The following is a 17364-nucleotide window of genomic DNA, read 5'->3' on the forward strand; positions in this document are numbered from 1 at the left end:
TACCAATTTTGAATTTTGAATTTTGAATTTTGAATTGATGTGCCTTAATTCCATCTCCTTGTCGAAGTTGACAAAAGACTCGTTAATATAGTAAACAGTCTGCTTGAAAAAATAATTGAGTGAATTATCCCGCGCCGTCTCCACAACTGGACTTAGGGTCGATATTTCCCTTTGATCTAGATCAGTTTCAAAAAGATGCGATCGCGTCCCTTAACGCGGGGCGCTCTGTTGTTGTGTGTGCGCCCACAGGTTCGGGCAAAACGTTAGTTGGAGAATATGCCATCTATCGTGCTTTGGCACGGGGGAAACGGGTATTTTATACCACTCCCCTCAAGGCGTTGTCTAACCAAAAATTACGTGATTTTCGAGAAAAATTTGGGTCTGATCTGGTTGGGCTGTTAACTGGCGATGCTTCCATTAACAGAGATGCGCCAATTTTGGTGATGACCACAGAGATTTTTCGGAATATGCTCTACGGTACACCAATCGGGCAAGTTGGCATTTCTCTCGTAGATGTAGAAGCAGTGGTGCTGGATGAGTGCCATTACATGAACGATCGCCAACGCGGTACAGTCTGGGAAGAGTCGATTATTTATTGTCCCCGCGAAGTGCAACTAGTAGCCCTGTCAGCCACCGTTGCTAATAGTGACCAACTCACCGACTGGCTAAATCGCGTCCACGGCCCCACCGACCTGATTTATTCCGATTTTCGCCCTGTTCCCCTAGAGTTTCACTACTGTAATCCCAAGGGGTTGTTTCCCCTGCTGAATGACAGCAAAACCAAAATTAACCCCCGCCTAGCCAATAGAGGTAAAAAGCGACAAGGGGATAGGGGAAAAAATGGCAGACCCGAAGCCCCCGGCATCATCTATACCCTGAGTCAGCTACAGCAACGGGATATGTTGCCAGCGATTTATTTTATCTTCAGTCGTCGGGGCTGTGATAAAGCTGTCGCAGAAGTAGGTGATTTATGGCTAGTTGATAATGACGAGTCGCAAATATTGCGGCGGCAAATCGATGACTTCTTAGCCAAAAACCCGGATGCTGGACGTTCTGGACAAATTGCCCCCCTATATCGGGGAATTGCTGCCCACCACGCCGGGATTTTACCAGCTTGGAAGGTGTTGGTAGAAGAATTATTCCAGCAAGGGCTAATTAAAGTTGTATTCGCCACGGAAACCTTAGCCGCAGGTATTAATATGCCTGCCAGGACGACAGTTATTTCCACCCTCTCCAAGCGTACCGACACCGGACACCGCCTCCTCAACGCTTCGGAATTTCTGCAAATGGCAGGACGGGCTGGTCGGCGGGGGATGGATAAGCAAGGTCATGTGGTTACAGTGCAGACTCCCTTTGAAGGATCTAAAGAAGCTGCTTATTTAGCCACATCCAAACCAGACCCCTTAGTTAGTCAGTTTACGCCTAGCTACGGTATGGTGTTGAACTTACTACAAACCCACACCATAGAACAAGCCAAAGAACTGATCGAACGCAGTTTTGGGCAGTACATGGCGACTTTGCATTTGCGCCCGGACTACGAGGAAATGGCCGCCTTAGAAGGCGAATTAGCCAAGCTACAGGAACTAATCAACTCCGTTGACGAGAATGATATAGCGATTTATGAAAAATTGCGGCAACGGTTGAAAGTAGAACGCCAGTTATTGAAGACTTTACAAGAGCAAGCCCAGGAGGAGCGACAAGAGCAAATTAAAATGCTTTTGGATTTTGCCGTTTCGGGAACACTGGTGAGTCTCAAGGGAAAAAATATTAATGTTTCCTCTCCCGTAACAGCCGTGTTAGTGGGTAAAACTTCAGGTTCTCAATCGCCTTGCTTGGTGTGCTTAGGACAAGATAATCGGTGGTATGTGGCTGCTAGTGAGGATGTAGTTGATTTATATGCCGAACTACCGCGCGTCGATGTGCCGCCAGACATCATACCACCACCAGAATTGATGCTAAAACCGGGTCAGTCGAGCCGTGGTGCGAAGGAAACATTTGCGATCGCCCAAAGTATCCCTGACCCAGATGGCACGCTACATCTCTCCCCAGAGGTAGCAGAACAACTCAGCCGCACCACCGCCATTCAAGCGCAATTAGAAGCCAATCCTCTGCATCAATCAGGTAGTGTGGCGACAATTTTCAAAGCCCGCGCCCGTTATGTGGAACTAGAAGCCGAACTCGAACAGATGCAGGCTGTAGTAGAGCAACAATCTCAGCGTTATTGGGAGGAGTTTCTCAACTTAATTACTATCTTGCAGCAATTCGATTGCTTAGATAACTTAGTACCCACCCAACTGGGTCAAATTGCCGCCGCCATTCGGGGAGAAAATGAACTATGGTTAGGGTTAGCTTTGGCTAGTGGAGAGTTAAATAATTTAGATCCCCACCACTTAGCCGCTACTATCGCCGCCTTAGTTACAGAAACCCCCCGCCCAGATAGCAGAGTTAACTTCAACCTTTCGCCAGAAATAGATGACGCTTGGTCGAGATTACAAAAAACCCGTCGCTCTGTCCTGAAGGTGCAATATCGGCATGGTGTAGCCTTACCTGTAGGTTTGGAGAATCGCTATATTGGCTTAATTGCTCTGGTGGAACAGTGGGCTTTAGGAACCGAATGGAGTGATCTTTGCCAAAACACTACCTTGGATGAAGGTGATGTAGTGCGAATTTTACGCCGGACTTTGGATTTGTTATCCCAAATCCCCCACGTTCCATATTTACCCGATGTATTACAGCGTAACGCCTACCGAGCAATGCAACTGATTGACCGATTCCCGGTGAATGAGGTTGTGGAGTAGGAGATTGTCACAAAACTTATTTCTTAGTGAGTGATGGGAAATGAGGATTGGGGAATTGTAGAAAGTAGTAAGAACGAACTATTTTCTCCATTGAGGTGCATTGTGAAGTCATCTGTTTCCAGCATTGCCGCCGCTACCCTAACTTTACTACTGGGTTTTGCCGCTAACCCAGTAGTGGCGCTACCAAACAATCAACCTCAAAGTCTAAGGGTTGCTCAAAGGTCGCAGTCAACAGATACCTTAATCGTACCTGGGGAAAGAGTCGGCCCAGTTACACGTACAACGACTAGAAAAGAATTAGCAAGAATTTTTGGTGCGTCCCGCTTGGTTGATAAAACCATTTCTGGTGCTGAAGGGATTGGTAGTTTTGCTGCTACTCAAGTAAATCTCAACAGCGATCGCTCATTTTTGATAGTCTGGACTGATACAACTCGCACTAAACCTTCAGAGGTGCGTGACTTAGGAACTGCATGGAAAACCCGCGAAGGTATAGGTGTAGGAACTCCTTGGAGTGAGTTACGCAATAAACTAGGCAACTTTAAACTATATGGGCTGGGTTGGGATTACTCCGGTACGATTTTGTTAGAAAGTAGCAAGTTATCACGCTACCAAGGCAAACTTATTTTACGGGCAGACGCGGCTCCTAACGCTGGTAATAAATATCCCAATGCTTATAAAGCCGTTTCAGGGGATGGTACTTTTTCCTCTAGCGATCGCCATTGGAAACCTTTAGGAATGAGGCTTGCACAAGTAATTGTTGTCCTTAACCCCAGTTAAATGGCAAGTTAATACATGGTAATTTTTACTATGATTACAACTCTTAATGCGTCGGGACTCAATTTTTTACAAACTCTTTCAACAATGTCCGACATTGCTATTTGAATTATTGACAAATCGCCCACCAAATGCAGATGCTTATCGATTTGATTCAGTAGCTGTCAAAGAACCAAAATTTGAAATTGATGGGGTGTTTCTCCCGCCAGAAAATGAGGGTGCTGGGGTTGTGTATTTCTGCGAGGTACAATTTCAAAAAGATGAACAGCTTTATGAGAGAGTATTCGCAGAATCGGCACTGTATTTTTACCGCAACCGTGCTAGGTTTAGCGATTGGCAAGCAGTAATCATCTACCCATCTCGTAATATTGAGCAAAATGATATTCATCCTCATCGCTCATTACTCAATGGTGGACAAGTGCTGAGAGTTTATTTGGATGAATTAGGGGATATTCGTCAACTTCCTTTATGGGTAGCAATAATGGTACTCACCACCCTTGAGGAAAGCCAAGCACCTCAAGAAGCTAGGTATTTGTTGACAAGGACTCGTCAAGAGGTAAGCGAATCAGCAAGTCGCGCCATAATGGAGATAGTTACAACAATTATGGTGTACAAATTTGAGCAATTAAGTAGAAGAGAGGTTGAGTCTATGCTTGATATAACAATAAAGCAAACGAGAGTTTATCGAGAAATAAAAGAAGAAGGACGAGAAGAAGCAACTCTTAATCTTGTAATCCGTCTGCTAACTAAGCGTTTTGGAGAACTATCTGAGGAAACGCGCTCCTTAATTTCTGGCTTACCTTTGCCTGTTCTGGAAGATTTGAGCGAAGCTTTATTAGATTTTACTAGTTTGGCTGATTTACAGGCTTGGTTAGAAAGACAAGAAATTAATTAACAATTATTGATTAATATCAAAACCCCCAGCTTATATAAAAAACTGGGGGTCAGCAATTTTTATTGATTTAAAAAACAGTGACAATTTTATTGTTAAACGCCGACTTTAACTTTTGACCAAACACCATTATCATCTTCGTCAAATTTTTGATGAACAGCTTCCCAAGCCGCTTGTTCTGCTGTGAACTCGTCAGTAGTTTCGTTTAGCACATTGTTATAGCGTTCAATAAAGGTGCTTTGTGCGTCTGGTGAAAGGTGAGAACGCACTTCTGGAGATAAGTCTTCTGGACTATTACAAGGGCCAGGACAAGGACGAGCCAGGGTTTTATCGATTGTGCTGATTTCCTCGCCGCCAGCACTTTCTAACAACAACTGAAATTCACCAGCGCGATCGCTTGGTACTTCTGCTAGTAACAAAAACTCACCAGCTTGTAAGCGGGTTTGATAAATTGCCGCTTTATCTTCAGGCATTCCCAAGGTGGTGAGAACGGAGACTAAACCAGCGCCAGCACTACCTGCGATCGCACCACTAGCCGCACCCAATAACAAGGCGCTAATGGGACCAGCCGCCACAATCGGCCCGACAAAGGGAATAAATAGTACGCCTACGCCTGTCAGCAAACTGAGGAAGGAACCAAACAAGGAACCAAAAATTGCACCTGTCCGCAAACCACCTAAGATTACATCTCTTTTGGTAATAAAACCTGCAATGCGAGTTTCTGATTGAAAGTTTCTACCCATGATCGAAATATGATCTCTGGGTACACCTCTATCTAACAAACGGCGAATTACATCATCAACTTGCTTCTGTTCTTTAAATACAGTAGAAATAGTACGTTCTGCTTGATAAACTTCTGGCACTTCAATACTCCTTAATTTTATTGCGCTGTTCGCGTGTCAGTGGTTTTGACATATTTACTAACTACTGGCTAGTGGCAAAAACTCCACCCACTGGAGGATGGAGTTTGTTAAAGGCGTAGAGAGAAAATATTTACACACCAATAGGAGTTTTGGTTTCTGTTGCTGGTTGTGTACCGCTTGGTTCAACTGATTCGCCTTCAATGAAAGAGCGTAGCATCCAAGCCATCTCTTCATGTTGTTCCATGAGTCCGGTAAGGAAGTCAGCAGTTCCTTGGTCTTGAAACTCTTCGCCACTGCGGTCTACGTGGTCTCTGATATTGCGAATCAACTGTTCATGGTCTTGAACGAGGTTAGCTACCATTCCTGTTGCGCTGGGGACATTACCTGCATGTTCCTTGAGGGTAGCGATTTGGAGAAATCCTTCTAAGGAGCCTACAGGATAACCGCCTAAAGTGCGAACTCGTTCTGCGATCGCATCAATGTTTTCTGTTAGTGTTTGGTAGTGTTCTTCCCACAGTTGATGCAGACTACGGAACTGAGGCCCAACTACATCCCAGTGGTATTTTTTCGTTTTCACCAAAAGTAAATAAGAATCTGCTAAATCTTGATTCAACAGATTAATTACCCCTTGACGTTGCTCGTCTGTCAAACCAATGTTTATTCTAGGCATTGCTTTTAATTCCCAGGTGAACTTATGTATTAACTTCTCAAAATATAGGTCACATCTACATCGGTCACTGGAAAGATTATATCTTGATAAATATTTACAACTAAAGGACTACTTTTATTCAGTGGCTCTATATTAATTAATAAAATTAAACTACAACTTGATAATAAATAATAGGTAACAGGTGTTTTTATCATCACCTATTACCTATTACTCAAGTCCTATCGTTTCAGGTAGAAACTTCTATTGTTCTACTACTTACTTTTTACCTGTAACTTTTTCTAGCAAGTTTTGGATTTCGCCTTCTACTGAGGATGAGTCTTGAGAATTTTCAGGACGCTTTTGCTTATCAATATCTGCGGCTCCCTGAACCTCATTTAGTCCTTCGTTAGATTTCTTCTGTACTTCTTTCAATCCAGGAGGTGCGGATCTACCAACTTCGTCAGTTGCTTTTTGAATCTCTAGAAGCTGATCGGTTTCTTCTGTATTGTCACTTTGGTAGCTGGTGATTGCCAAAGCTGGAACTGTGCTAGACAACAATAGCAATGCACAGGTAAAAGCAATAATTAGAAAACGTACAGGACGTAACATAGATAAAACTACACTAAAAATCTTCATTACAAACCTCGTTAACAATGAAAACAACATTTAACTCTTACTTTGGGAAAGAAGCATTTAATAAAACTAAATTATTTAGCTTCCTTTCTATAAGTTGTCGAGTTACTAGCTCTAGGAAGAATTATTTCTGATATACTTGCATTAACCCAAAAATACAGGGTTGCTAAGTGTATATCTTTATTAGCCTTCCGTGAGCTTCGCATGATAATTTTATATACTAAAAAAAATAAGCAATACATCGACCTGGGGAGTGAAATGTACTTTATTTTTATTTACAATTAAATCATTCTTTAGATAGAGTAGTAATAAAAAAATGTTTGAATACGTAATTAATTAAAATTCTTTTAGGGAAAAATCTAAAAAGTAGATAATATTTATTATCTAACCTTAATAATCTGAAGATACCAAGGCTTTTATAAAGTAATCATTATTTTAACAATAATTAGGATAAAGAAACTCGATAATCATTTATCATGAAAGGTAATCTTTTTTGTTGAATGTGGTTGTTTGATGAATATGAGCTTTATTCTTCACTCTCCCAAACCAAATATACAACTTCAACACATCATTTATTTGGTGTAACTTGATAGATTATTCGTATAAGTATGGGTACGTTAAAATTCGTAAGTACTAAATTAATTAGTAAAAACCCCATCGTGTACGGATTGAAGTTTTTAAGGTTGTTTTTTAGTTCTGTATTTTTTTGGTAAATCTCTGCGTAATAATTCTTGAAATACTCTTCAGTAACAGTTTTTACGTAGTTTAAATTGAGGAAGAAGAAACATTTAAACTTGTCTCACTGTAAGTAATCCCTTAAGCTAACGTTCCGCAAATGCGCTGATAGTTCTCTTAAACGTCTTCATAAATTCAGCAGAATCACGGTTACGTAAACCAGTACTTTTGATCAAAACTTCGATTATCAAGTTTATGAGAGTAAGTTGATGATTAGCCCTGTAACGAACGTTATCCGCGTCAATCAGGTGATGGCAAAAGAGGTTGCTCATGAGTGGGAAAGAGCCTCATCCAATGAACTAAGTGCTTATTGTTTACAGATTTTGCAGGAAATTGGTTGTTCTTACAACGAGCTACCAGACAACCTACAAACACGGGAAGAACAACTAAATTTAATTGCTGGCTTTGCATCTTATGCTTTTGGGAGAGTAGAAAATGTCCAAACTGCTAATTGAAGATAATTTTGAAGATAGCTTTGATAGTTCAGACTGGTCAGAAGCTGTAGCTGTACCCGCAACAGATGAAGATTTATTAATTTTGACTCAAAAGCTATCAAATTACCTAGTTCCGACTCAGGTATTTTTCCAAGCTGTAGCGATCGCTGCTTATGATGGTGCATCTGCTTTTCGCTATGCAGATAATTATCTAACTAGCGCCAAACATAAGAATAAACGAAGAAATGTATTTTTGTTAAGAAAACCTTTGACGAATTTTGATTATAACTAAAACTTTACACTTGTAGGTTTTTTACATCAGAGCCAGTCATAGCACTTTTGGATTTTAGATTTTGGATTTTGGATTGAAAACCTTTATTCATAAAGTTTATAGACATTGGCAACAAGACTAATTTTCCTAATTTGTTGTCAAAACTATAAGAAATCTCAAATTAGTCTCTCTGATGACTTGTTCAACAGTTTTGTAAAGAACCTACACATAATTCAAAATGTGCAATAAAGACATATCTCTTTTCTAACCACTAATAACTAATAACTGTTAAAAACGGGTTTCATATTCTACAAATAATTGACTATCATCCCCTAGATTGGTTGAGCCACGTACAAGAACATCATCATTGAGACGGTAGAGTACGTTGTAACGCAGAGAGGTAGTGGTAGACAGAGGACTTGATAAAGAAAGAGAGAAATTGCGATTGATATCAAATACACCCTCTGCTGACAAATCCAGCACTGAAGCTCTAGTTGATTCTCGACTAGTTCTAGGAGTGGGAAAGATACGAAATTCACTAAAACCGATAGATTGACCGATCGCTGTAATTGTGCCTTGCAAACTGCCTAAAATAGTAGAACTGGCAAAACTGGTCAATCCTTGTCCAGCGTCTCCTTGAGCAAAGTTATTTAAAATTGAACCACCTAACAAAGCAACAATTTCGCCTCGACTACGACTGGGTTCACTTGTTAGTTCTAGATTATTGGCTAATTGACTAGCTGGCCCTGTTGCTATAGCTCGGACGCGGACTGTACGTAATGTACCGAAGGTGGTAGGAGAAGCATCACTGATTTCCGCAGATGAAGGCGATTCTAAAATGCGATCGCTTGTATTCGATGCCTCTGGTACAATTGCCACTAGCCGCACATCTAAAGTAGGGTCAAGTCCTTGACTTGGTGTAAATGTTGCAGTTTGTTCATAGCCCCGCTCCAAGGTAAACTCAGTGGTAAATAAGCTAATTCGTCCCCCTGTCAAACGAATGACTCCTTGAGGACGAGGTTGAGCTAAAGTACCGTTAATAGTCAAGTCACCTTTAGCGTCAAACCTCAGTAGCGGCTGAATAAACTCTGCTCCCCCTGGTACAAAACTTAGTAGCGGCTGACTGGTAACACGCACGCCATTACCCAGATTTAAACGTAAATCTGCAAACTCTATCGGTAAATTAGGTCTAGTTGTTGCTGGTTGAGTAACTTGTGTTGCTGATTGATTTCCATTTAATTCAATAGTTGTAGGATTCGTTGCTGTTGTTGCTTGTTGTTGAGTAGCTGTTGCTGCTGGCTGATTTCGGTCTAATTGAATAGTTGTGGGATTATTTGTTGTAGTTGCTGTTTGTGACTTATTATTACTTGTGTTACCGATAGTAACTTGACCGTTACTGACTGTAATCTCACCACCAATTCTAGGTTTTAGGGCTGTTCCCCGAATCACCGCATTACCACTGACATCTCCTGTATATAAACCTGCAACTTGAAGATTTAGTTTATCTTGTATGGCTACTGTTAGGGGATTATTTACGTCCCCAGCCGTGAAAATTGGTAGGCTTCCTGACGCAGTTACTAACCCCTGATTATACGTAGCTTGAATTCCTTGGACATTCAGGGTATCGCCATTAAATTGTAGTGTGCCTGTGACGTTGGTGAGGGGATTGGTTAAGGCTTGGGCGCTAATAGTTGCATTGTTAATTGTGGCATTACCATTAATGATTGGCTGGTTGAAAGTACCTTGGACATTGACGTTGACTTGTCCTTGTCCATTCACCCAAGCAACTTGATTATTGGTTAACAGGTTCAACAGTGATAAACCTTCATTGCTGACATTGGCGTTAACATTAATATTGTTATTTGTTGGCTGAGTAGTAAAAGGTAAGGCGGCAGGTACACTACCGTTAATAGCAATGGGTTGTGTACCTGTCAGGAGTAAGGTACTGTCAAAGTTGAGACGGGCATTATTATAGTCAAAGTTGGCTTGACCTGTTTGCACAGGTTGTTTGTTTAAGGTGGCGTTGGCTAAAGTTACTTGCCCTGTAGCTGTAGGATTTTTTAAACTACCTGCTAAGTTAGCGATCGCATTTACTTGTCCGGTAATATCTATAGGATATCGAGCAATAAACGGATCTAACAGTGATAGCGGTAAACTGTTGACACTCAACTGTCCTGATAACTGCTCAGGATTTAACTTTCCGGCAAAAGCTACTAATCCCCCATTTATACCTACACGTAAAGGTGATAGGGTAAGAACACCATCCGCAAAATTGCCATCAGCAACGAGTTGACTGATTGAGTAATCACCCCATTGCCAGTTAGCACCCTGAAAGTTAAAGCCGACATTCAACCCAGTCCGTAAGGAACCACTGGCGGTTATATCCCCACTCAATGCACCTGTTAATTCTTTGAGGCTGGGTAAAGGTGGCTGTTGTTGTCTATCTTGTTGCTGTTGTTGTGCTACTTTTGTCTGAATTTGGCGGAAATAGTCCAACTGGGTTTGTAAATCTGCATTGGGTAAACGCACGGGTGTAGTGTTGAGTGCTTCCGCTCCCGCAAGGGTGGGTGCTTCTAAGCCACCGCCAAAATCTCGGAAGTCAAAAATATTGAATGCTTGTAATAAATTTTCTACCCGCGTTTGATTGAGGTTGGCTTGGACTTGAAATTTGGGGTCATTGCCTGCTTGCAAACTACCACTGACAGCAATGTTACTATCACCTACACGTAGTAATCCATTACTTAAACTAGCAGTACCACCCGCGTAGTTTATATTACCACGAAACTCATCGGCTGAGGCTCTAGCTATGCGGGGATTAGCGATCGCTACATCACCAGCTAAGGCATAATTATTGAGATTGACAGTTAAATTCCCTGATAATGTCCCACCTAACGGTCTGAGTTGATTATTAGGTAAAAAAGCACTCGCCAGAGCTATGGGGAACTGTTGGGCGTTGATAATTAAATTGTCTCCTTCGGTTCTGCCTGTGGTGACAGCGCCACCGCGTTGCACTAAAAACGAAGTGGGACGATAATTAGCATTTAAGTTCAGAGCTATCTTATCTTGTGTGCCTGCGAGTCGTAGGCTTCCCCCTTGTCCGCCTTGTAAATTGACGTTACCAGTTAAAACTGGGTCAAATGCCAAGTTACCAACATTAAAATTGCGTAGGCGGATATTACCAGTAGCTTGGGGAGTATTGAGAGTGCCTGTAACTCGGCCATTAAAATCGAGTAACCCAGCAACTGCTATATCGCCAGGGGTTTGAAAACCAGTCTTGCTGAGGTCAAAATTCTGGGCTTGGACATTCAAATTCAAGCCAGCGATTTGGGGTGTACCTGATTCTGGTAATTGTACTGCGATCGCACCATTCGCACTCAGTCCTGGGGTTGTCGCGCGTTGCACTATAATTTGCTGCCCATTCCACTGAAACTGAGCGTTAATTGGTTGGGCTAACTGTGCAATTCCTTGAGAAGCATTAATTTCTCCAGCAGCGCGAATATCTGCAAGTTGGAACGATGCTGTAGTTCCTGCCAACTGAACATTACTATTGAGTCGTCCGCGTAGTTGGGGTGAGAGGCGGTTGAGTTGAATTTGCGAAGCGTTAGCTACAGCTTGCCAACGCCCATTGTTGAGGTTGACATCTCTAACATTAACTGTACCACCTGCTACATTCAGGCTTGCCCGTCCGCTTGCTTGGATAGTTGAAGGTTGGAAAGAAGCCGTGTTGCCTGATAAATTGAAGGTGGCATTATTTAATACCCCTTGGAACTGGGGCGGTACTTGTGCCAAACGGTTGAATTGAATTTGCGAAGCGTTAGCTACAGCCTGCCATCTTCCATTGTTGAGGTTGACATCTCTGAGGTTAACTCTACCGCCTGCCACATTTAGGTTCGCCCGTCCGCTTGCTTGGATAGTTGAGGGTTGGAAAGAAGCCGTGCTGCCTGATAAATTGAACGTGGCATTGCTCAACACTCCCTGAAACTGCGGTGGTATCTGGGCAAAACGGTTGAGTTGAATTTGCGAGGCATTGACAGCCGCTTGCCAGCGTTGTTGAATAACCCGACCACTCGCCTTAACAGTACCACCAGCCACATTCAAGACTGCACTCGGTAAGAGAAGATTTCCTTGTTGTGCAACAACAATTTCCCCTGTCGTGGGATAGGTAGCCGTTGGTGCTTGCACCTGTGCCACCGCTCGTAAATTGCCCAAAGTGCCGGATACTCTGGCATTGGCGGAAACATTACCAACTTTAATATTGTTGTTGTTTGTTTTAGCTATTGCATCCCCTGGTAAATTTTGCGCTTGAATGTTAAATGAAACGTTACCTTGAGGAGCCAATTGGACTTGACCACGCCCGACAATTTGCCCCCCGGCTGGAGGTTGCACTTGCACACTAGCAACATTTAATGCTAGAGGCTGTTTTCCTAAAGAACCAGTAATTGCTGCTTTAGCTGAGACATTGCCAATATTTGTAGGTGGATTTATACCATAAGTCCGTGCCAGTATATCCCCTGAAATACCACCAGCTTCAATATTAAAGTTGACATTACCCCCTAGTTGACCTTGACCACTGCCGATAATTTGACCACCTGCGGCGGGAACCAATGTTAAATTAGGTATGGCAATTTGAGTAACCTTATCTGCTACACTCAAGCGAAAGTCAGTTTTTACACCTGTAAATAAAACACGGTCAACTTGGATAGGTTTGATATTACTAGCTGTCCCACTCAGGACTGGCTGCTGTAATGCACCTTGGACTTTGATAGCGGCTGTAACTTCTCCGGCTGCGGCGACTGGCGATTTTACCTTAAAAGTGTCTAAGAGTTGTTTGGCATTAACTGACTTCACCTGAGCCACAAGATTATAACCTGTTTGCAGATTAACAGTGCCATTCGCCAACAAGGGAACTTGGCCAAAGTTAGCACTGAGATTCTCTACAGTAATTGTCTGTCCTTGAAACGTTAATCTACCATTGGCGTTAGAAAACGGTTGCGGCAAGTTCTGCACTTTCGCCGTCACTTGAGTTGGCGTAGCCGTTCCCGTAATTGATATGTCCGACTGTTTGGGAGGAATTTGCACCGCCAAGTCAGCATCAACCCGTCCAGCTTGCAAGACAATTGGTAAGTTAGCTAAACGGCTGACCTCAGAGACTTGGACACTTTGTGCTGCTAGTTGAAGATTTGTTAGTTGTGCTTTTGGTTGTGTTTCACCAGAGATTTTAACTGCTCCCCCTCTGGTGAGTTGCCCATTGATTTGATAACCTATCCTCTGATTATCAGGTGAAAATCTGGCAATACCACCAACTTGTGTTAATACTACAGAACCTCTCGGTCTGGTTGGTGCTGTGGCTGGTAATAACTCAACATTTCCATCAACAAGCTCTAGTGACTGTAACTGCGTTTGAATTGGGCCTTTGCCCTCGCCAGTCTTGACTTGCGCCGTTACCCAACGACCATCTTGATCCTGTTGAATAAAAACATTGGGTTTGACTAAAGTGACGTTTAATACTAACGTCCGGGTAAAGAGAACTTGTAAGGGCGAAAACCGCACATCTACAGCTTGTGCAGCCACTCTATCAGGGTCTGTGGGGGTTGCTGGTATCGATAGCGAACTAAATCTCAGACTAGATAAGCTAAAACGTTCAACTTGCCCCAATTTGATAGAGCGTCCCAGCAATTGCTCTAAGTTAGTCTCGACTAAGGGAACTAAATCGTTATATACATAGTTTCTTACCCACAAAGTACCGATAGTAATTCCTGACAATGCTACAAATCCTACAACCAGACTAGTTTGTCTAAGAAGTTGTAGAGATAAACGGCGGTTATTGGGAGAGCGCGTCATTTTCGTGAATACTATCGTTAGTAAGTAACAATAAATCTATCACCCCACAACAACATAGTAGTTCTTCTGTTTTATAAAAACTTTTCTTAGATGGATTTATATCTACCTCTAATGGAGTATTGACATTACCCAATAATTTTGATTATACAATCATGATTAAAAAAGATAAATTGATACTATTTGTAGTATAAAATAGTAGTTTTTAAAGCCATTTTTTAATATTTAATCTTTATATATAAATATTTTACTGTTTTGTGTGAAACACTTACATAGCAATAGCTTGAAGACATATCAATACTATTTTAGTAGTAAATAATTTTAGAATAAATATTTTTCATTATGTACATTTTTGATTGTTATTAAACTATAGGTTAATCAACTAAAGTTTTTATAAAAAAGCGTTCTTCAAAACCAATGTAATAGTCACTTAAGTAAATACCGTATTGATCAAAGTCAGCAGTATATTCGTCTAAATATTTATTACCTATTTGTATTTCATAAAATATAAAATATCGGTGTTAACACCCATGTTCTCGTTTTAGTCAAAAAGTTATCTTAAAAAAAACGAGAAGAATATGATGATTACACAAGAATATCTCAAAGCCAAACAAAATACCTTAAAAAATAATCAGCTATTTCAGAAATTAAATAGTAGTCAATACAAATTGAATGAGTTTGCAGTAATAGCTCACAATATTAGTTTTTGGGTAATGTCTTTCCAAGACTTATTGAGAATAAATCTATCCCGAATTACCGATAGAGAATACTATCAAATTGTTCAACAGCATTTTATAGAAGATTTAGGTCACGAAAAATGGTTTTTACATGACTTAAAAATGATGGATCTAGAACAACCAAACTTGCAAGTTTTATATAGTAAACCTCATGCTGCTGTGAGAGATGCCACTTTTTCGCTCATGTCAGAAGTATTTCGAGCTAATTATGACTATGAAAGAATTATGATCATCCTGACGCTAGAATCAGCAGGTCATGTTTTTTTTGAATATATTGCTAATTTTGTTGAAAAACATAACTATCATCATGAGTTAAAGTATTTTTCTAATCATCATCTTGGTGTTGAGAAAAATCACGAACTGTTTGAGGAAGAAATTCAAGCCTGCTTAAATAATTTCCAGCTAAACTATGAGGAATTGAATAAGCTTTTCAATATGATTGATCGCATGTTTCAAGCTTTTGAATTAATGTTTGACGGATTAGCGATCGCGCTACCTAACACCCGTACATTGGAAGCTGCTATTAACCTTAGTTAGACAGTAAAAACATTTAGCATTAAAAGTGGAGGCATTTAACTATGGAAAAATTTACCATTAATGAGAAACCTAACATTAATGTTGCATCTGCCTGGGAAAAATATTGGCATAAAACTTTAGTTAACTCAACACCAATTTTGTGGGATGCTAACGTAGAAAGAGCCGCAGCGATTGATTTACCTCGCTTTCAATACTTAATTAATTCTCAATTACCACTGATTGATTTTGCTTGTGGTAATGGAACACAAACTAAGTTTCTTGCTCAATTTTTCCCACAGGTTCTTGGAGTTGATGTTTCTAAGAGTGCTTTAGAAATAGCTTTTCTTGAAAATAACGCGGCAAATATTACATATCACCTTCTTGATGGTTTAGAAACCCAACAAGCAGAACAACTTCATGCTCAAATTGGTGATGCCAATATTTATATGCGAACTGGATTTCATCACATTCCTACAGAAAAAAGGGAACTACTTGCTCAATCATTACGCATACTACTTGGTCAACAAGGGGTAATGTATTTGATTGAGTTGGGTGCTGGCTGTATTGACTTCTTCAATTCATTAGTAGAAATGTACGGAAATCTACCATACGAACTTTCATTAGTTACGGAACATGGTATATTACCAGGAATTGTCACATCAGAGGATATTAAATGTTATTTTCCTGATTTTAAAATTTTAGGCCAGGGTCAAGACTTATTCCAAAGTGTTCATAAGCTACCTGATGGTCGATATGTGACACCTCCTGCATTCTGGGCTGTAATTAAACACACATAACTGATATATAAAAAATAAAAACCTTGGATAAGCTGAATCTAGCAATCATGATTGAACAAGGAATTAATCTAGAAGGTGTACATATCATCCAAGATCATGAGAGTCTATCCAGTGTTACCAGTGATTTTGGTCATCTAGTTAAAGGTCATAGTCTAGGCATTATCCAACCTCGCACTATTGAAGAAGTCAGATTAACTGTCCAATTGGCCCAAAACCATCATTTACAACTTAAACCCCGTGGTAAAGGTTACACTCAAGGCGGACAGTCCATCGCTCAAAATGCTTATACTCTTGATTTGACACAACTCAACCACATCGGTGGAGTTGATCTCATCACCCAGACTATTACTTGTCAACCTGGAGCAACATGGCAAGATATAGTTGCTAAAACTGTTGCAGATGGGATGCTTCCCTGTGTCTTACCCCTAAACCTGGAACAAACTGTAGGTGGACTACTCTCCACGGGTGGTATTGGTACTACTTCCAAAACCTATGGCCCTGTAATTGCTAACGTGGTTGATTTAATCATCCTTACAGGCAATAGTGAGATGATTCCTTGTAGCCGTACACAAAATAGTGAGCTGTATGATGCTGTTTTAGGTGGTTTAGGAAGATGTGGTATTATTGTCGGTTCTACGTTAGCCTTACGTAAAGTAAAAAAATACACTCGTACTTTTCACTTACTTTACGATTCTCTTGATGCTTGGATGTATGACCAAGTATTGTTAGGTAAAAATCAACAAATAGATCATCTAGAAGGTTTTTGTTGGACTTCGGCTAAAGGTATTCGTAACAATACCAACGGTAAACAGTTCTTTGCCCATTGGCTTTACGGACTGCAAGTGGGAGTGGAGTATGAAGAAACTGCACCATCTGTGAGTGATGTATTGCCAAATGCTAATTATTGGCAGCTTATCCATACAGAAGACGAAGAAACTGTCAGCCATGTTTTTCGCTACCAACCTCGTTTTGAGATGATGCGAACTACTGGGGCATGGAACCAAACTCATCCCTGGATAGAATGCTTTGTTGATGCTCAAACTTTGGTGCAAGTCTTACCGGAAATTCTGGAGATGCTACCCCTCAGCTTGGGTGATGGACATAGAACGATGATGGTTGCATCAGATAATTTACCTAGTTTATTGATGATGCCGCCACAAGAGAATAACTTTTGTTTGGCAATTCTGCCTGTGGCTGTACCAATGGCAGATAGCAAAAGCCTTGATGTGCTAGAAAAAGTTAATCAACTACTACTCGATGTTGGTGCAAAACGTTACCTGTCTGGGTGGCTTGGCAGAGGTGATTTTCATTGGCAACAGCATTATGGGCAACTTTATAACACTTGGGAAAGTCTGAAACAAAAGTATGACCCTGATCATATCTTGGGTTAGTTGGTCTTGTTTACTGAACTGAAGCTTCAGGACTTG

12 protein-coding genes are annotated in these 17364 nt (G+C 41.0%); 8 read left to right on the forward strand and 4 right to left on the reverse strand.

Translation table 11 applies throughout. From position 1 onward, the window contains the following. The first annotated feature begins 119 nt into the window (after positions 1-119). From NSMS1_RS04405 to NSMS1_RS04415, 3 genes are read left to right on the forward strand one after another with little or no spacing between them, the layout of a single operon-like run. Complete coding sequence (locus NSMS1_RS04405; RefSeq protein ID WP_224091447.1) at positions 120-2798, forward strand: DEAD/DEAH box helicase; 2679 nt, start codon at positions 120-122, stop codon at positions 2796-2798. A 33-nt stretch (positions 2799-2831) separates the two neighbouring features. Then, positions 2832-3575 (forward strand): hypothetical protein, encoded by a 744-nt coding sequence (locus tag NSMS1_RS04410; RefSeq protein ID WP_224091449.1) that lies wholly within the window; start codon positions 2832-2834, stop codon positions 3573-3575. A 46-nt stretch (positions 3576-3621) separates the two neighbouring features. After that, positions 3622-4467, forward strand: coding sequence for an Rpn family recombination-promoting nuclease/putative transposase (locus NSMS1_RS04415; RefSeq protein WP_224091451.1), 846 nt, complete (start codon positions 3622-3624; stop codon positions 4465-4467). A 92-nt stretch (positions 4468-4559) separates the two neighbouring features. On the opposite strand, the gene NSMS1_RS04420 is transcribed toward NSMS1_RS04415, so the two are convergent. The 3 genes from NSMS1_RS04420 to NSMS1_RS04430 form a co-directional block, all read right to left on the reverse strand. After that, entirely contained in the window at positions 4560-5327 is a 768-nt protein-coding gene (locus tag NSMS1_RS04420; protein ID WP_224091453.1) for a ChaB family protein, read from the reverse strand. 130 nt (positions 5328-5457) lie between these two features. Continuing rightward, positions 5458-5997, reverse strand: coding sequence for a Dps family protein (locus NSMS1_RS04425; RefSeq protein ID WP_224091455.1), 540 nt, complete (start codon positions 5995-5997; stop codon positions 5458-5460). Between the two features lie 255 nt (positions 5998-6252). Beyond that, entirely contained in the window at positions 6253-6612 is a 360-nt protein-coding gene (locus NSMS1_RS04430) for a hypothetical protein (RefSeq protein WP_224091457.1), read from the reverse strand. Positions 6613-7553: 941 nt separating this feature from the next. Between NSMS1_RS04430 and NSMS1_RS04435 the strand changes: the two genes are divergently transcribed. Both NSMS1_RS04435 and NSMS1_RS04440 read left to right on the forward strand, forming a co-directional pair. Further along, positions 7554-7799 carry a hypothetical protein gene (locus tag NSMS1_RS04435; protein WP_224091459.1) on the forward strand — a complete coding sequence of 82 codons (246 nt, stop codon included), beginning with the start codon at positions 7554-7556 and terminating at the stop codon, positions 7797-7799. Next, on the forward strand, positions 7780-8070 hold the full coding sequence (locus tag NSMS1_RS04440; RefSeq protein ID WP_224091461.1) for a hypothetical protein: 291 nt from the start codon (positions 7780-7782) through the stop codon (positions 8068-8070). The genes NSMS1_RS04435 and NSMS1_RS04440 overlap by 20 nt, the downstream gene beginning before the upstream one ends. Before the next feature lie 267 nt (positions 8071-8337). On the opposite strand, the gene NSMS1_RS04445 is transcribed toward NSMS1_RS04440, so the two are convergent. Continuing rightward, the gene (locus tag NSMS1_RS04445; RefSeq protein WP_224091462.1) at positions 8338-13890 is read right to left on the reverse strand and encodes a translocation/assembly module TamB domain-containing protein; all 5553 of its coding nucleotides are present in this window, start codon (positions 13888-13890) and stop codon (positions 8338-8340) included. A gap of 575 nt (positions 13891-14465) precedes the next feature. Between NSMS1_RS04445 and NSMS1_RS04450 the strand changes: the two genes are divergently transcribed. The 3 genes from NSMS1_RS04450 to NSMS1_RS04460 are packed head-to-tail and all read left to right on the forward strand — an operon-like array spanning position 14466 to position 17328. Then, positions 14466-15161 carry a hypothetical protein gene (locus NSMS1_RS04450; RefSeq protein ID WP_224091465.1) on the forward strand — a complete coding sequence of 232 codons (696 nt, stop codon included), beginning with the start codon at positions 14466-14468 and terminating at the stop codon, positions 15159-15161. A 41-nt stretch (positions 15162-15202) separates the two neighbouring features. Next, positions 15203-15937, forward strand: coding sequence for a class I SAM-dependent methyltransferase (locus NSMS1_RS04455; protein ID WP_224091467.1), 735 nt, complete (start codon positions 15203-15205; stop codon positions 15935-15937). A 23-nt stretch (positions 15938-15960) separates the two neighbouring features. Then, a complete protein-coding gene (locus NSMS1_RS04460; protein WP_224091473.1) occupies positions 15961-17328 on the forward strand; it encodes an FAD-binding oxidoreductase in 1368 nt (455 codons plus the stop codon). Positions 17329-17364: the final 36 nt, after the last annotated feature.

Source organism: Nostoc sp. MS1 (assembly GCF_019976755.1).
In the GTDB taxonomy this organism is placed as follows: Bacteria; Cyanobacteriota; Cyanobacteriia; order Cyanobacteriales; family Nostocaceae; genus Trichormus.